Origin of the sequence: Tetzosporium hominis (assembly GCF_002265435.1) — a bacterium.
Taxonomy (GTDB): domain Bacteria; phylum Bacillota; class Bacilli; order Bacillales_A; family Planococcaceae; genus Chryseomicrobium; species Chryseomicrobium hominis.
The window spans coordinates 19,632-34,830 of record NZ_NOKQ01000342.1 but is presented as its reverse complement, the minus strand read 5'-3'; the positions used below and the strand labels follow the sequence as shown (position 1 = coordinate 34,830).

Annotated in this window: 15 protein-coding genes and 1 pseudogene; 10 read left to right on the top strand and 6 right to left on the bottom strand. The window is 44.7% G+C overall.

What is annotated here, in order from left to right; all coding sequences use genetic code 11:
* Window positions 1-15 precede the first annotated feature (15 nt).
* The 9 genes and pseudogenes from CF394_RS14370 (at window position 16) to CF394_RS14330 (ending at window position 7,912) form a co-directional block, all read left to right on the top strand.
* On the top strand, window positions 16-1,716 hold the full coding sequence (locus CF394_RS14370) for a M3 family oligoendopeptidase (RefSeq protein WP_094944511.1): 1,701 nt from the start codon (window positions 16-18) through the stop codon (window positions 1,714-1,716).
* Window positions 1,717-1,813: 97 nt separating this feature from the next.
* The gene (locus tag CF394_RS14365) at window positions 1,814-2,653 is read left to right on the top strand and encodes an STAS domain-containing protein (RefSeq protein ID WP_094944510.1); all 840 of its coding nucleotides are present in this window, start codon (window positions 1,814-1,816) and stop codon (window positions 2,651-2,653) included.
* Between the two features lie 19 nt (window positions 2,654-2,672).
* The gene (pepT, locus tag CF394_RS14360) at window positions 2,673-3,896 is read left to right on the top strand and encodes a peptidase T (protein WP_094944508.1); all 1,224 of its coding nucleotides are present in this window, start codon (window positions 2,673-2,675) and stop codon (window positions 3,894-3,896) included.
* A gap of 18 nt (window positions 3,897-3,914) precedes the next feature.
* Window positions 3,915-4,871: a DMT family transporter gene (locus tag CF394_RS14355; RefSeq protein ID WP_094944507.1), complete on the top strand. Its 957-nt coding sequence runs from the start codon at window positions 3,915-3,917 to the stop codon at window positions 4,869-4,871.
* A gap of 85 nt (window positions 4,872-4,956) precedes the next feature.
* Window positions 4,957-5,511: a TetR/AcrR family transcriptional regulator gene (locus CF394_RS14350; protein ID WP_094944506.1), complete on the top strand. Its 555-nt coding sequence runs from the start codon at window positions 4,957-4,959 to the stop codon at window positions 5,509-5,511.
* A gap of 13 nt (window positions 5,512-5,524) precedes the next feature.
* Window positions 5,525-6,106, top strand: coding sequence for an efflux RND transporter permease subunit (locus CF394_RS14345; RefSeq protein WP_094944505.1), 582 nt, complete (start codon window positions 5,525-5,527; stop codon window positions 6,104-6,106).
* A pseudogene (locus tag CF394_RS14340) lies at window positions 6,094-6,447 on the top strand (efflux RND transporter permease subunit); the annotation flags it as partial. The gene CF394_RS14345 and the pseudogene CF394_RS14340, both read left to right, overlap by 13 nt.
* A gap of 368 nt (window positions 6,448-6,815) precedes the next feature.
* Window positions 6,816-7,490, top strand: coding sequence for a hypothetical protein (locus CF394_RS14335; protein ID WP_094944502.1), 675 nt, complete (start codon window positions 6,816-6,818; stop codon window positions 7,488-7,490).
* Window positions 7,491-7,501: 11 nt separating this feature from the next.
* Complete coding sequence (locus tag CF394_RS14330) at window positions 7,502-7,912, top strand: VOC family protein (protein ID WP_094944501.1); 411 nt, start codon at window positions 7,502-7,504, stop codon at window positions 7,910-7,912.
* 29 nt (window positions 7,913-7,941) lie between these two features.
* On the opposite strand, the gene CF394_RS14325 is transcribed toward CF394_RS14330, so the two are convergent.
* The 6 genes from CF394_RS14325 to CF394_RS14300 all read right to left on the bottom strand — a co-directional run bounded on the left by CF394_RS14325 (window position 7,942) and on the right by CF394_RS14300 (window position 13,856).
* A complete protein-coding gene (locus CF394_RS14325; RefSeq protein ID WP_094944499.1) occupies window positions 7,942-9,021 on the bottom strand; it encodes an AI-2E family transporter in 1,080 nt (359 codons plus the stop codon).
* The gene (locus CF394_RS14320; protein WP_094944497.1) at window positions 9,018-9,224 is read right to left on the bottom strand and encodes a hypothetical protein; all 207 of its coding nucleotides are present in this window, start codon (window positions 9,222-9,224) and stop codon (window positions 9,018-9,020) included. The genes CF394_RS14325 and CF394_RS14320 overlap by 4 nt, the downstream gene beginning before the upstream one ends.
* On the bottom strand, window positions 9,221-10,024 hold the full coding sequence (locus tag CF394_RS14315) for a squalene/phytoene synthase family protein (RefSeq protein ID WP_094944628.1): 804 nt from the start codon (window positions 10,022-10,024) through the stop codon (window positions 9,221-9,223). Before CF394_RS14315 ends, CF394_RS14320 begins: the two co-directional genes overlap by 4 nt.
* 95 nt (window positions 10,025-10,119) lie before the next feature.
* Entirely contained in the window at window positions 10,120-12,000 is a 1,881-nt protein-coding gene (locus CF394_RS14310) for a putative bifunctional diguanylate cyclase/phosphodiesterase (RefSeq protein WP_094944495.1), read from the bottom strand.
* Window positions 12,001-12,072: 72 nt separating this feature from the next.
* On the bottom strand, window positions 12,073-12,735 hold the full coding sequence (locus tag CF394_RS14305) for a GNAT family N-acetyltransferase (protein ID WP_094944493.1): 663 nt from the start codon (window positions 12,733-12,735) through the stop codon (window positions 12,073-12,075).
* Window positions 12,735-13,856 (bottom strand): mandelate racemase/muconate lactonizing enzyme family protein, encoded by a 1,122-nt coding sequence (locus CF394_RS14300; RefSeq protein ID WP_094944492.1) that lies wholly within the window; start codon window positions 13,854-13,856, stop codon window positions 12,735-12,737. The genes CF394_RS14305 and CF394_RS14300 overlap by 1 nt, the downstream gene beginning before the upstream one ends.
* Window positions 13,857-13,940: 84 nt before the next feature.
* Here CF394_RS14300 and CF394_RS14295 point away from each other — a divergent pair, with 84 nt between their 5' ends.
* Window positions 13,941-15,170 carry a hypothetical protein gene (locus CF394_RS14295; protein WP_094944490.1) on the top strand — a complete coding sequence of 410 codons (1,230 nt, stop codon included), beginning with the start codon at window positions 13,941-13,943 and terminating at the stop codon, window positions 15,168-15,170.
* The last annotated feature ends 29 nt before the right edge of the window (window positions 15,171-15,199 follow it).

Below are 15,199 nucleotides of genomic sequence, written 5' to 3'. Positions count from 1 at the left end.
AAGGAGGATTTTCGAATGACAACCCAATTCCAAGAGTATACATATGAACGTCCAGATATGTCTGCTCTGAAAACGAAAGCACACGAAGCCTTGGAAGCATTTAAAAAAGCCTCTTCTTATGAGGAGCAAAATGAAGCTATTCAAACTTTGAACCAGCTGCGCGCTGACTTCTCGACGATGGCCAATCTTGTCTACATTCGTGCTTCTATCGATACGAATGACGACTTCTATCAAAGTGAGCGCGACTACTTTGATGAAATCTCACCAGAGATGGAAGAAATCGTGACAGAGTATTACAAAGCATTGATTGACTCGCCTTTCCGCTCCGACCTTGAAGAGCGTTGGGGACAACAATTATTCGACCTTGCAGAGTTCCAGATCAAATCATTCTCTCCTGAGATTATGCCGCTACTACAGAAAGAGAACAAACTGGCTTCTGATTACTCGAAACTGGTTGCTTCTGCACAAGTGGAATTTAATGGCGAGACGTTGACTCTTGCACAACTTGGACCGTTTGCAGAATCTACAGACCGCGATACACGCAAAAAGGCAAAAGAAGCTTCTTTTGGTTTTTTCGCATCCCATTCCGACAAATTTGATGCCATCTATGACGAGCTTGTCAAAGTTCGTACGGAAATTGCACACAAGATGGGCTACAAAAACTTCGTCGAGCTTGGTTATGTCCGCATGAACCGGATCGATTACAATGCAGAGATGGTCAAGACGTTCCGCGACCAAGTCCGCGATTACATCGTACCGGTAGCTACAAAACTTTATGAAAAACAGGCAAAACGCATTGGTGTTGAGAAATTGAAGCACTATGACGAACCTTTGACTTTCTTGACTGGAAACGCGACTCCACAAGGTTCTCCAGAATGGATCATTGATGGCGGGAAAAAGATGTACGAAGAACTGTCTCCTGAGACAAACGAGTTCTTCCAGTTCATGCTTGACCGCAACTTAATGGATTTAGTTGCGAAAAAAGGTAAAGAAGCAGGCGGTTACTGTACGTTCATCGAGAACTACGACTCTCCGTTCATCTTCTCGAACTTTAACGGAACATCAGGCGACATCGACGTGTTAACACACGAAGCGGGTCACGCGTTCCAAGTGTATTCTAGCCGCAACATCGGAATTCCTGAGTATATCTGGCCGACTTTTGAGTCTGCAGAGATCCACTCGATGAGTATGGAATTCTTCACATGGCCGTGGATGGAGAACTTCTTCAAAGACCAGACAGAGAAATACAAATACTCACACTTGATGAGCGGTCTGTTGTTCTTGCCATACGGTGTAGCAGTTGATGAATTCCAACACGTCGTCTATGAGAATCCGGAGATGACTCCAGCTGAGCGTAAAGCTGCGTGGAAAAAGATTGAGCAGACGTACTTGCCTCACCGTGATTACGATGGCAATCCTTATTTAGAAGAAGGTGCATTCTGGCAGCGTCAAGGCCATATCTATGCGTCTCCATTCTATTACATCGACTACACACTAGCTCAGATCTGCGCGTTCCAATTCTGGAAACGCTCACGTGAAGATTTCGACGGTGCATGGAAAGATTATCTGTACCTATGTACTCTAGGTGGGTCCCTTCCATTCACAAAGCTTGTTGAAGCAGCCAACCTCAAATCTCCATTTGAACCAGGCAGCATCGAAGGTGTTGTGGAAGAAATTGAAGCGTATCTGAACAGTGTGGATGACGAATCTTTATAACAATTCTTTAGGCAGGTCCAGTGCGGACTTGCCTATTGTCTTCTCTGTCTACTACACTAGAGCGTAGGAACTTCGAATTTAAAGGAGAGAAACGCAAATGACACCCAATCAAGAGCTATATGAGTATTTACAAAAACACACGTGGGACTTAACGGAAGAATGGTATGCAGCTCTAGATAAAGAAGCTACTAGCGGGGTCTATGCATCGAATGATGCCACTGTTATAGAGACAATCAAGCAACAAAACCACGGCTTTCATGAACGCTTTTGTAAAGTATTTGTAGAAGATGAAGCTACCTTTTTAAAGGAATTTGAGGCATGGGTCCTTGAAATCGCTCGAGATCCCGAACACCTCAATACGCCACTGCACCATATTTTGCAGGAATTCTTTAACACGCAACAACAATACATTCACTTATTGTATAGATACGAACGACAAGCAAATAACCTGTCTCACGATACAGTTCAAGAATGGATTGCCACAGTCATTAAAACTTTTAGTAGATTAATGACCTGGTTCACAGAGGAGCATCACAACTATTCGTTATCCAAACTTCGAGCACAGCAAGAGATGATCAACGAACTAAGTACACCTGTTATCTCACTAAGTAGAGGAGTGGCACTCTTGCCTTTAGTTGGTGATATCGACACAAATCGTGCCAAATATATCTTCGAAAACGCTTTGACTCAATGTACACAAAAACGTGTGGAAAGCTTACTGATCGATATTTCTGGAGTTGCTATCATCGATACGATGGTCGCTCAACAAATTTTCCAACTAATCGAGGCACTTCGTTTGCTCGGCGTAAAATCTACTTTGTCTGGTATTCGACCAGAGATTGCGCAAACGGCTGTTCAACTAGGCATCAGCTTCCAAGACGTCAATACGATTTCTACAATTGAGCGCGCAGTTCAGCGCTTATTTACTGAAAAATAACAAGGGGGCCATCCTGGCTATGAAACAAACGCTAATCGAGCGCCTGACGCGCTACGCTAAAATTGATACGCAGTCCGACGCTGCAAGTACATCCACGCCTTCTACTGAAGGACAATGGGACTTGCTTCGCTTACTTGAACAAGAGCTTCAATCAATGGGAATGACCGAAATCACATTAGATGGCAATGGATATTTGTTTGCCACTCTTCCTGCCACTACGGAAAAAGACGTTCCGACTATCGGCTTCTTAGCTCACGTCGATACAGCGACAGATTACACAGGTAAAGACGTGAAACCACAGATTGTCGAAAACTATGACGGGCAAGATTTGGTCTTAAATGCAGCCACAACTATGAAAGTTGCCGATTTCCCTGAATTGACTAAATACAAAGGGCACACCTTGATGACGACAGACGGTACAACGCTTCTTGGTGCTGACAACAAGGCTGGGATTGCTATCATTTTGACGGCGATGGACTACTTCTTAAAGCATCCTGAGATTGAGCACGGAAAGATCCGTGTCGGCTTCACACCTGATGAAGAAATCGGCCGCGGACCTCACAAGTTCGATGTTGCTGCATTCGGTGCCGACTATGCCTACACGATGGATGGCGGTCCTCTTGGCGAACTTCAATACGAAAGTTTCAATGCAGCAGGCGCTCGCGTGACGACACACGGCGTGAGCGTTCACCCAGGCTCTGCAAAAGACAAAATGGTCAATGCCATCACAATGGCGATGAAGTTCCAGTCGCATATGCCTCCTCAGGAGGTTCCAGAAAAAACAGATGGGTACGAAGGCTTTATTCACTTGATGGATATCCACGGTAAAGTCGAGAAAACCGTGATGGATTACATCATCCGTGACTTCGACAAAGTGAAGTTTGAAGAGAAGAAACAACGTTTCCATGATGCAGCAGGAGCGATTCGCGCACAGTACGGAGACAATGCAATTGAAGTGGAGCTAAATGATCAATACTACAACATGGGTGAAAAAATCACGCCAGTTATGGAAATTGTCGATCATGTGAAAGCTATCATGGAAGATTTAGAAATCGAACCACTCATCATTCCGATTCGGGGGGGAACTGACGGTTCTCAACTTTCGTATATGGGAATGCCGACACCAAACATCTTTACTGGCGGTGAAAACTACCACGGAAAATTTGAATACATCTCGATTGAAAATATGGAAAAAGCAACTCAAGTTGTACAAGAAATCATCAAGCGCGCTGCATTGAAGTAACGAAAGGGCGGGACGGAGATGAAGGCTATTGGTCTAGGAATTGTTGCCGCCTTATTTTTTGCGGTGACGTTCGTATTGAATCATGCGATGGAACTATCAGGTGGGAGCTGGATGTGGAGCGCGTCGTTGCGCTACTTCTTTATGGCGCCCTTTCTACTAGTCATCGTGTGGATGCGCGGTGGCATTTCATCTTTAGTAGGTGACATGAAGATTTCGCCACGCCCTTGGCTCATCTGGAGCTTTGTCGGCTTCGTCTTGTTCTACGCTCCCCTTACCTATGCGGCAGCCTTTGGTCCTGGATGGCTCGTTGCGGGCATGTGGCAGCTGACGATTGTTGCAGGAATTTTACTGGCTCCTCTCTTTCTTTCGAACGAAGGAAATCGTGAAGTGATTCCTCGCGCTGCGCTATTCATTTCTGGAGTGATCTTACTAGGTATTTTCCTGCTTCACCTTCCCCAAGCGGAATCCGTTCCGGTAGCGACGTTACTGCTAGGATCCCTTCCAGTCATGGTGGCAGCATTCGCTTATCCTCTTGGAAATCGAAAGATGATGCAGCACGTCGGTAGTCGTCTAGATTCCTATCAACGCGTTCTTGGGATGACGATAGCATCGCTCCCTGCATGGATTCTACTAGCCGGCTATGCTTGGATGACAGTCGGTCTTCCTTCTGGAAGTCAAGTATTGCAGTCCTTCTTTGTCGGCGTAAGTTCCGGAGTCATTGCGACTGTGTTGTTCTTCATGGCGACGGATATGGTTCGCCACAGCCAAAGTCGATTGGCGAGTGTTGAAGCTACACAATCGACAGAGATTTTGTTCGTGGTAGCTGGCGAGATGCTGCTATTGCAGCTCCCTCTTCCTGCACCCATTGCACTTGCAGGCATGGGAATTATCGTTCTTGGCCTTCTCGCCCACAGTCTACATACTATTTGGGAGCAAAAACAAAAACTTCATACGACCTCAAACCACATATCTTAATAGATATGTGGTTTTTGTTTGACAAACTTTATACAGAGGGTGTACATTCAGAGTACTCACGGGTACTCACAAAAGGAGGAGAGACATGACGGAGCAAGAACTACGATCACGCATCTTATTTGCGGCATTAGAAACCTTTGGTAGAGAAGGCTTTTTCGAAGCTAAGATGCTGACCATTGCTCGACTCGCAAAAATATCAAAGTCTACTCTATACGCTATGTTCCCTTCGAAAGAAGAGCTCTATACCGATATGATGAAGTTCACGTTTTCTATGTATTTAACAACAGTTGAACGCCATATCCAAAACCAGCGCACATTTCCAGAGACGCTTCAAGCCATCTCGCAAGAGCACCTTCAGAATATCTGGAAGCAACGTCACCGGTCAGGAATGTATCTGCAACTCAATCATAAACATGAGGAAGCGATGAATGCATTGATGGACTTCATCGAGGCGTATATTGAGTTGATTGGTCAGTTTTTCGAGCAGCACGGGATTGAAAATGCCGCCACTAAGGCCAGACTTTATGTAGGCATGCTCGATAGTTTTAGAAATGAGATTTTCATGGATCCTTCGTTCAACGAAGAACGCTTAAAAGAGATCCGTCAGCAGATTGACCAGATTGTCATTACAGGATTTTAAAGGAGGAGACGTAATGAATTGGATTACAAGATTCAGTCTACGTAACGCCGTTGCCGTATTTATATTCGCATTTTTACTAATTTTACTCGGTTTGTTTTCATTCAGCCGTCTGAAAATTGATTTACCACCAAACATTGAGTTCCCGCAACTTTCCGCACAAATCGTCTATCCAGGCGCATCTCCCGATGATGTCAACGAGCAAGTCATCACACCGCTCGAGCAAGCATTTGAAGGATTAGAAGGTGTGCAAGAGATTCAAAGCGCGTCTTATGACACAATTGGTGTCATTAACTTGGTGTTCCCTTTTGATACTGATTTAGATCGACTTGAGCAACAAGCGGATACTGCGATTGCAGAAGCCGGTATACCTGAGGAAGCAACTGTTGAAATCAGTCGCCTCTCATTTGGTGCTTTCCCGATTTTCAACATCTCACTTTTCGCTGAAGAAGGCGTCAATTTAGATGAGTTGCTCGACACCGATGTCATTCCGGAACTCTCGAAAATTCCGGGTGTGAACTCCGTATCTGTCGGGGGTCTAACGGATTCAGAACTTCAAATCACCGTAGACCAGGCAGCTGCGGAGCAGTTAGTGTGATGATCGGATTCTTGATGTTAATAGGGATTGTAACGACAAATGCCATTGTTATGGTGGACCGAATCAACCAGAACCGCTACGATAAAGGAATGCCGATTCGGGAAGCATTAGTGGAAGCTGGAAAGACGCGTCTGCGTCCGATCTTGATGACCGCATTTGCTACAATTGCGGCGTTGATTCCTCTTGCGCTCACTACATCTTCTGGAACGTTGATTTCAAAAGGACTGGCTATTACCGTAATCGGTGGATTGACGTCATCTACATTGTTAACACTGATCATTGTGCCTGTAATTTATGAATTCTTCTTCCGAGATGTACGCCACGAAACAAAAAAAGCATGAAAATAAGAGGCTGGGACAAATCCCAGTAAAGGGAGTTTCTCGTTATATGAGAAACTCCGTTTTGTATGTTCTATTGTGTGTAGGGGAAGCGTTCCGCGGGCGCGGGCTGAGCCAAGGTCTCAGCTTCCGCTTGTAATCCCGCTGGAGTCACCCCTACACACTTTTAATTTTGTTACCTTTAACTTCATTTTTATAATTAAATAAGTTATGTCCCAGCCTCTTTCGTTTTGTGTCTCACTTTTGAGGGGGGCGAGACAATCGTGTCCTTTTTGGAGAAAAGCACGACGGCTTGTTGACCTTATGGTAATGATAATCATTTTCAATTATAAAGTCAAGCACAGTTCTAAAAAATCTTTTATACTGAAGCTATGTTAACTACTTCTCAGCGCCATCAACTAACTCAATACAGTGTCTACCTGCAGCCGGCTGGCCCTGTCCTCTTTCATACAGGAGAATGGAAAGAGCATCTGACAAACGTTCAAGAAATCATCCAGGCGCCTCACAAAACCGCAGCAGCGTCCTATCTTACACGCCGTCTTGGTCTGTTTTTATCGATGCAATTTTGGAATCTAACTCTTTATGACGAGAGATGGGTAGGAGATGTGGAAGATCTGCAGTGGTTGCTGGTCCGTGAATATGGGAATCCGGCTATTAGTGCCTTTGTACAGGAAGAGCACTATGTTCCCCTACAAAGTGACGCGGAACGGCGTCAAGCTGTAGAAGCTATCTGGAGCCTAGCTGAAATCGTAATCTCGTCTCTTTCACCCTCATCTGCTATCCAACAGATTCACTGGGAGAATATATTTGGATATACGGTTTGGCATTATTCCGTCTTTCTTCAGCAAGCCGATTTATGGGAAAAGGCGTTAAAGGACTGGATGTTACTACAAGAGGCGGATTTAGGAAAAGGGGCGGCGAAGTTCTCCGAGTTTGTTGCGGGAAGATCCGCTGTAGATTTGACTCGCGTGCCAGTTCGATCAACTTGTTGTCTTGCAAAAGATATTCCTGGGCAACTCAAATGTGGATTTTGTCCAATCGATTAGGAGGAAAAAAGATGCCAGTTATTGCGTATTTGAACTTTAATGGAAACACAGAAGAAGCTGTACGCTTCTATCATGAGGTGTTTGCTACGGAAGCTCCTCACATTCAATACTTCCGAGACATGCCAGGACATGAAGCGGATTCTGAGCTAGGAAATCGGGTTCTTCACGCTCGAATCACGGTTCATGGTTCGCCACTTTTCTTTTCAGACTCGATGCCTCAAAACCCAGTCACCCACGGGGACGGAATCACTTTGGCTATCGTCAACGATGATGCCGAGCTATTGATACAACAGTTCAATAAGCTTGCGGAAAAAGGGCGTGTCCTCATGCCAATCCAAGAAACGTTTTGGAGCAAAGCTTATGGAATCGTACAAGATCACTACGGAATCCAGTGGCAATTCAGCCATGAAGTCTCGGAATAACGAAAGGCAGCTCACGTGAGCTGCCTTTTTTATACGTCTTTATTCGCCGTATCCCGAATCTCTTCTCGGTGCGCGTAGATATTCTGAAGAATCGATTTCACCACTGCATACGCCGGAATTGCTAAAATAATTCCCCAAAGACCTGCGAGGCTTCCAGCAGACAGTATGATGGTGATAACCGTCAGCGGATGGATATCGAGTGATTTCCCCATAACATTCGGTGTAATCAGATTGCTCTCAATCTGTTGAGCCACTAACATGATGATAGCGACCCAGACAGCCATAATCGGATCTTGAATAAAGGCAATAATCATCGCCGGAATGACCGCAAGATAAGGACCTAAAAACGGGATGACGTTCGTCAGCATACCAAATAAAGCAAGCAGTAAAGCATAGTCCAGGTCGATGATCCAGTACCCAATCAACAACATGACTCCTACCAAGAAACTAACCAATAGTTGTCCTTGTATGTACGTTTTTAATGTCTCATCGATATCTGCAAGCGTTTTACGTATCCACGTCTTGCGTTCGCCTCTAAAGAACTTAGCAACAAATGGCGCAAATTTCTCATGGTCTTTCAACATATAGATTAAGAAGAATGGCACTAATACCAACATAAAAATTCCTTGGAACAATCCTTGGAAGAAGTTGATCAATAACGTCCCACCTGAAACCGCAAATTCATTTGCTCGGCCTACTGCATCTTGAATCGACTTTTGCATTGCCTCAGGCAAGCGATCCCGTTGTTCAAGAACATATTCCGTCATCGCTTCTACTTCTTTAACAATGGCAGGACCATTATCCACCGCGTCATTGATTTGCTTCGTTAGTGCTGGTCCAACTACGGAAGTAAAGCCTGCAATCAAAGCAAGCAAGATAAGAATCACCGTCGTAATGGACCCCCAACGAGGCATCCCTTTCTTCTCAATCAGTTTCACAAGTGGTCGTGCCAGATAGAACAACACACCCCCGATTAGAAGCGGCAAGAAGATAGTTCGCAAAATTACAAAGAACGGATTGAAAATCGCTTGCACTTCAACAATCATTCGGATGATCACAAGAGTCAGTAAAATCGCGATTCCTACTTGAAACCATAGTTTTTTAGTCATTTTGTTTTCTCCTTTGGTTTCGGATCGACTTTATCGATGTCTTGTCGTAACAAGATAAAGCCAATGAGTGCTGATAACAGGGAAGCTCCAATAGTGATCAACACTTTATTGTAAAACGTTACATCCGGATGATCTCGTAAAATCAGTACAGAGAAAAATGCAGAGATCACCATGATTGGAATCAACCATTTCAGTTTTTTCATGTTTGCTCCTCCCAATCGCTCCCTGCGACTTCTTGAACCGTTCGCTCTACTTCTGCTCGAGTCATTTTTTCACGCCCATGTTTCATGGCGTCCATCGTCTTGTGAGCAAACGTTAAAGGCAGCTGGCAGAATAAGCGGATGCTCCGTTTGGAGATGTCCTCCATATAAGCATCGGCTTTTGCCAAATTGTCTTCCGCGTAAGCGAACATGTCAGCACGCGTCCACTGCTTCGGAAAATAGCCGACTCCACGTTCTGAGTCTTCTTCTTGATTGCGCAAGATATTGACCGCTTGTAACCCTCTACCATAACCTATTGCGAGATCTCGGTCTGTCCGAATTCCCGAATCCCATTCCCACATGTCCGATAGCATGACACCTACAAGACCCGCCACATAATAAGTATAGTCATCTAAGTCTTCTTGCGTCTCCACTTTCCATTCTTTCAGTGCCCATTTGGCCATTCCTTCAGCCATTTCAGCAGTTGCTAGCTGCATTCGAGTTCTGGCTCCTGCTGGGCAATAAGCGACCCAGTCAGCTAAGCGAAGCGTAACTTCTGGCATCAAGTGTTGAATCGGTTCAAGTGCTTGTAAATACGCCTCTTCATCAAAAGATGTTTCTAGTAGACTGGCTGTCTTTGTTAAAATGGTTGCTTTTAGTTCTTTAGGGATGTCTTCATGATCTTCTATTTCATCAATTGCACGCATGCATAGATAAGCTGAAGCGACAGCTTTCTTTAAATCGCGCTGCAAAAAAGTAATCGGTATATAGAACGTGCGACTCGTTTCTTTTAAAACGCGCATCGCATCACGTGTTTCTGGACTGGCCTTCACAAAAATCCTCCATTCTCCACTATCGTAACTCTTATTGTATCAAAAAACCCCTCCATACGGAGAGGTTAGCGTAAATAGCGTTGTTCAAACTCATGAACTGGTAAGGGGTGAGAGAAATAAAAACCTTGTCCTTTTGTACAGCCGTTTTGTAATAAGAACTCGGCTTGTTCTTCACGTTCGACCCCTTCTGCTACAAGTTCAAATCCTAGATTTCGGCCCATTTCAATAATCGTCTTAACCAAGGTGGCTTGCCCTTTATTGTGAGGGATTTCTTGGATGAAAGACTTATCGATTTTGATGAAGTCGATAGGTAATTGATTTAAGATGCCTAGAGACGAATAGCCGGTTCCAAAGTCATCGATATAAATACTCACACCGAGTTGCCGCATCTCAAACAGAATCGGAACGGCTGCCTCTACGTTCTGGACCATACCCTCTGTCAATTCAATCCCGAGAAGATTCGGTGTAATCCCACTTTCCAAAAGAAGCAACTGCAAGCGGTCCATAAAATCGGCCACTTCCAGTTGAGCACTCGAGACATTGACCGCTACACGCAGAGGTGTTCCCGCTTCCTCCCATAACTTCACTTGATGAATCGCTTGTTTCAATACCCAGTCTCCAATGGGAACAATCTGGCCGGACTCTTCAGCAATAGGAATAAATTCAGCAGGTGAGATCTCCCCTAAAATCGGATGATGCCAACGGATGAGTGCTTCAGCACCTTGAACACTATGGGACATTAAGGAGACTTTTGCCTGGTAATAGAGCTCAAACTCTTGAAACTCGAGTGCCCGTTTTAAGTCGTGCTCAATCCGAAGCTTCCGCTTTTGAAGCTCTTCATTTTCACGTATATAAAACTGAATGTTGTTCTTTCCTTTTCGCTTGGCTCGTTTCAGAGCGGCATTTGCCTTGGACAGAAGACTATTGACGTTTTTCGCATCATCCGGATAAAGTGCTACCCCAATACTAACACTGACGAACAATTCGTCTTCAGCTGTGTGAAACGGTGTATGGAATGATTCCATGAATTGATTGATTTTCAACTGCATGGCTTCTCGGTCATGATGAGGATAGGCGATAATAAACTCATCTCCCCCGTACCGCGCCATCAAAGTATCGTGGCCAAAATACATTGGCATCCGCTCCGCTATCAGCTGTAATATCTCGTCTCCCGTCTCAAACCCTAGCATATCGTTAATAAACTTCAAACGGTCTACGTTGAAGTAAATGATAGCAAGTTGATCGTCTTCTTCACCTTCCTCAATTCGCATCTCGAGCTGACGATTGAAGTACATTTGGTTCGGCAACTGCGTTAAAGTGTCCGTCATAGCAATTCTACTCATCGTCTCTTGTAGCTCGATTTCCTTTGAAAAGTCAAATGTAACCCCTACGATTCGAGTAATCTTACCCTCATCATTCCGAATCGGCTCTCCGATTGACCGGATATGAGCGATAGAGCGGTCTTTTTTATACAGTCTCCATTCCACTTCAGACCGTTCGCCTCTAAGTAGCTTTTCCAGGTGCCGTTCAACAATGTACTTGTCACTTTCTAATGCTTTGGTCAGCCATATCTGATAGTCGCTTTCGATTTCTTGTTGCGAGTAGCCAAAGAGCTCTAAAATTCCTGTCGAAACTTTTAATTTCTCTCGCTCTAAATCAATGCTCCAGATCCAGGCACTGCTATTAAAATACAAAGCATCGAGTTCTCGCTGAATATCTTCTAGCTCTTTGCGTTTTATCTCCATCTCTTCAATCGACAGACGCTGCTGGTCTGATAACTTGCGCCGACTCGCAAACAACCAACCAAGTACTACTCCTACAGCGCCTGCTCCTACCACGTCAATCACGATATGATAAGTATCGACATTAGCCCAAAAAAAGGCATAGAAAAAGGCAGCAACAGACAGCACAAGACCAAAAACCAGCATAGATGTTTTGATCGTCATGTGAATGTCACCGCCTTACGAGCTTTTATTCTCAGTTTAACGGAATTTAACTCTCTTGAATAGAGGGAATTGTCAGTCAATAAAATTGTATTGTACCAGCCATTCCCCATCTTGCTGCACAATTCCTACTCCTCGAGCTCCACTAGCTATCAGACGTTGCTGCGCTTCTGTATCGGCCATAGGCACAGTTTGAACTGTCCCCACCTCCGGAGTGTGGTGAAAATCACGTACAAAAATATAGCGCAGCTTACCTCCATATTTTACTTTCAACGCTCCAATAGACATTCCTAATTGGAACTTGTCTTTCATACTTGCAATATTGAATGGAGCTACAGTAGCGCATACATAGCGATAAGGAGCGGATTGGAGACGTTCCATCCACCATGCTCCCATCTGCTTTTGAAGGCCATGACCTTGATAAGAAGGATCTACTAACGAAATTTCTGAATAAATGACGTCTTTCCACTCGTCTAATGGTATTCCCACATCTTTTGCTAGATGTTCTTCATCTTCAGGAGTATAGAGAAAAGCGCGAGCCGCCACCAACTGGTCATTTACCCAGACACCCGCAAACAGTTCTTGATGCAAAATGATTCGGATCTCGTCCTGTGTCAACTTTTGAAGTTGGTCTACTTGCTCCAAATTGGCAGCCACTCGGTCTTGAAGTTGTTCAATGTCTTCTAGATGCTGCACATTCAAAAGTGTCATATGAAGCCCGTCTCTGTCGAACCTCATCACACATCCCCCTGACCAATTGTAGTGCGTCGCACTGTCAATTCTTCCAAAACGCTTTCATCTACGTCTACTCCAAGTCCTGCTTGATCGTTCAGCGCGATGAATGGCACGTCATAATGCAGGTTCCCAATATCTTTTGAGAACTTTAGAGGTCCTGTCAATTCCACACTTGAAAACACTTTTTTCGCGAACGCCACGTGGAATCCTGCTGCAGATCCGACTGACGACTCGACCATAGAACCGATCTGACAATCGAGTCCTGCCATCTCCGCCATATGAGCAAGTTTGACAGCTGGATAGATACCGCCACACTTCATTAGTTTGATGTTCACTTTATGCGCTGCCCCTTGTTGAATGACTTGACGCATCTCGCGCTTTGACTTCATTCCTTCATCAATCATTAGAGGAATCGTAGACTTCGCTTTGATTTCGACCATTCCTTCAATATCGTCTGCTTTCACCGGCTGCTCCAGCCAGTCAATGTTCAAGCCTTTCATCAGTTCGACGGCCTGCAAAGTAGACGATGCATTGACCCAGCCTTGGTTGACATCTACACGGATGGCAATGTCGTCTCCAACGGCCTCACGAACGGCACGAATACGAGCTACGTCACTTAGCACATCGCGACCGACTTTCATTTTGAACGAGCTGTATCCTTGCTCCATCCGTTCACGTGCTTCTTCTGCCATCGCAGTTGGCTCACCGATACTTAATACGTGAGTGATCGGGAAACGTTCATGATAACGTCCACCAATCAAATCGTAGACAGGGACCCCTAGCTTTTTACCGACAGCATCGAAACAAGCAATATCCAGAGCCGCTTTTGCTGCTGGAGCTTGATAAACGAGAGAATCCATTAAGTCATGCAGTGCTTCAAAGTGCATTGGGTTGTGTCCAATAAGAGCAGGTGCCAACGAATGCTCGATTAAAGCAAAGGTACTCTCCCAAGACTCTCCTGTTACGTGATCGTCTGCTACGGCCTCCCCGTATCCTACAATTCCTTCATCGGTCGTGATTTTGACAATCAGCGAAGGCATGTCGGCATAACTGTGATAGCTGACAACGAATGGCGTAATTAGAGGTAGTCGAATGGCATACAAATCAATTTTAGTAATTTTCATTTTATCTCGTCCTTTACAAAGAAATAGGTTTAATTTATAGTTGTCGTTAAATAGTCGTTATATAAGTGGAAAGAGTTGATTTTTATGGCATTAACCGTTGCTGTAGTTAGTTCGGAACTATTTGCTCCAAGAATTCGTGAATTATCTTCTGAATTCTCAGATATCCATTTTATTTATTATACGTATAAACATTCAACTGAAGCAAGAGCCATCGCCAGCGAATTACCAAATGTAGATGCTGTATTTTTCGCAGGTACTTTCCCCTATTACCATGCAAAAGCAGTACTAGAAGAGAAAGAGGTACCTGTATACGTCATGCGTCAAGATGAAGCGGTCGTTACCGCCACGTTGTTGCAGGCAGGCTGGTTGTATCATGTCAGTCCTTCTGAAATCTCCATCGATTTGACCGATCCTGTGCTGATTCATGAAATCGTAGAAGAAATCTCACCAGGAGATGCACTGGGGACCGTCTTACAGATCGACCCGAACATCTCCCAACGAGCTGTAGTACAGTTTCACTCCCACTCACAGCAAAGTAGGAAAACGAAAGTGGCCATCACAAGCATCCATGCTGTCCATGAAGAACTGATCCAAAAAGGCTACCGCTCTGTCTACATGCGAGAACTGAAACGTACGTTGGCACGCGCACTCGCTCAGACGGCATACTTGGCACGATTGACCAAGAGTCAAAAAGCAGAGCCTGCTGTCATGTTAATCAGTAAGCAACATGCAGATGATCCGTTTAATGCAACCATTCGACGTCATGTTCAAGGCTCGTGGTTTCCATACAACGACGATACCGTCCAGTTCATTACTACACGTAAGCATGTTGAACACGTTCTAAGTCAATCCGAGTTTCGGGAATTTCTAGAAACCTCGAAAGCTCGCACTGGGATCGGCTACGGTCTAGACATTTTGACTGCCACTCGTCATGCAGAAGATGCACTGGACTTCAGTGAAGAAGGTGGCATCTATGTGATGGATGCTCAGAAGAGTTTGTCGAGTCCCTTGTCTTCTGAACGCATTACACTGCAGTTGACTCAGCCCAACCAAGTAATGCTCGCAAAACAGATGGGTCTAAGTCCAGCAAACTTGTCACGCCTGCTTCGTTTTTATGAAATTCATCCTTCTAATCAGTTCACTGCACAAGATTTAGAGATGTACTTAGGTGTCACGCGCAGATCAACAGAACGCATCATCAAGAAGTGTGTGGATCATAAGTTAGTCATGGCTACAGGAGAAGAAATGACCTATCAACAAGGGCGACCTCGCACAATTTATACGTTTACATTACCTGATTTTCTTACTCGATAACAAAATCCGACCCGTAATAGGTCGGATTT

Coding starts and splice junctions, on each gene's coding strand:
- pepT (WP_094944508.1), top strand. CDS start 2,673: ATGAAACAAACGCTAATCGAGCGCCTGACGCGCTACGCTAAAATTGAT.
- CF394_RS14365 (WP_094944510.1), top strand. CDS start 1,814: ATGACACCCAATCAAGAGCTATATGAGTATTTACAAAAACACACGTGG.
- CF394_RS14325 (WP_094944499.1), bottom strand. CDS start 9,021: ATGACTAAAAAACTATGGTTTCAAGTAGGAATCGCGATTTTACTGACT.
- CF394_RS14370 (WP_094944511.1), top strand. CDS start 16: ATGACAACCCAATTCCAAGAGTATACATATGAACGTCCAGATATGTCT.
- CF394_RS14295 (WP_094944490.1), top strand. CDS start 13,941: ATGGCATTAACCGTTGCTGTAGTTAGTTCGGAACTATTTGCTCCAAGA.
- CF394_RS14330 (WP_094944501.1), top strand. CDS start 7,502: ATGCCAGTTATTGCGTATTTGAACTTTAATGGAAACACAGAAGAAGCT.
- CF394_RS14305 (WP_094944493.1), bottom strand. CDS start 12,735: ATGAGGTTCGACAGAGACGGGCTTCATATGACACTTTTGAATGTGCAG.
- CF394_RS14355 (WP_094944507.1), top strand. CDS start 3,915: ATGAAGGCTATTGGTCTAGGAATTGTTGCCGCCTTATTTTTTGCGGTG.
- CF394_RS14310 (WP_094944495.1), bottom strand. CDS start 12,000: ATGACGATCAAAACATCTATGCTGGTTTTTGGTCTTGTGCTGTCTGTT.
- CF394_RS14350 (WP_094944506.1), top strand. CDS start 4,957: ATGACGGAGCAAGAACTACGATCACGCATCTTATTTGCGGCATTAGAA.
- CF394_RS14335 (WP_094944502.1), top strand. CDS start 6,816: ATGTTAACTACTTCTCAGCGCCATCAACTAACTCAATACAGTGTCTAC.
- CF394_RS14315 (WP_094944628.1), bottom strand. CDS start 10,024: ATGCGCGTTTTAAAAGAAACGAGTCGCACGTTCTATATACCGATTACT.
- CF394_RS14345 (WP_094944505.1), top strand. CDS start 5,525: ATGAATTGGATTACAAGATTCAGTCTACGTAACGCCGTTGCCGTATTT.
- CF394_RS14320 (WP_094944497.1), bottom strand. CDS start 9,224: ATGAAAAAACTGAAATGGTTGATTCCAATCATGGTGATCTCTGCATTT.
- CF394_RS14300 (WP_094944492.1), bottom strand. CDS start 13,856: ATGAAAATTACTAAAATTGATTTGTATGCCATTCGACTACCTCTAATT.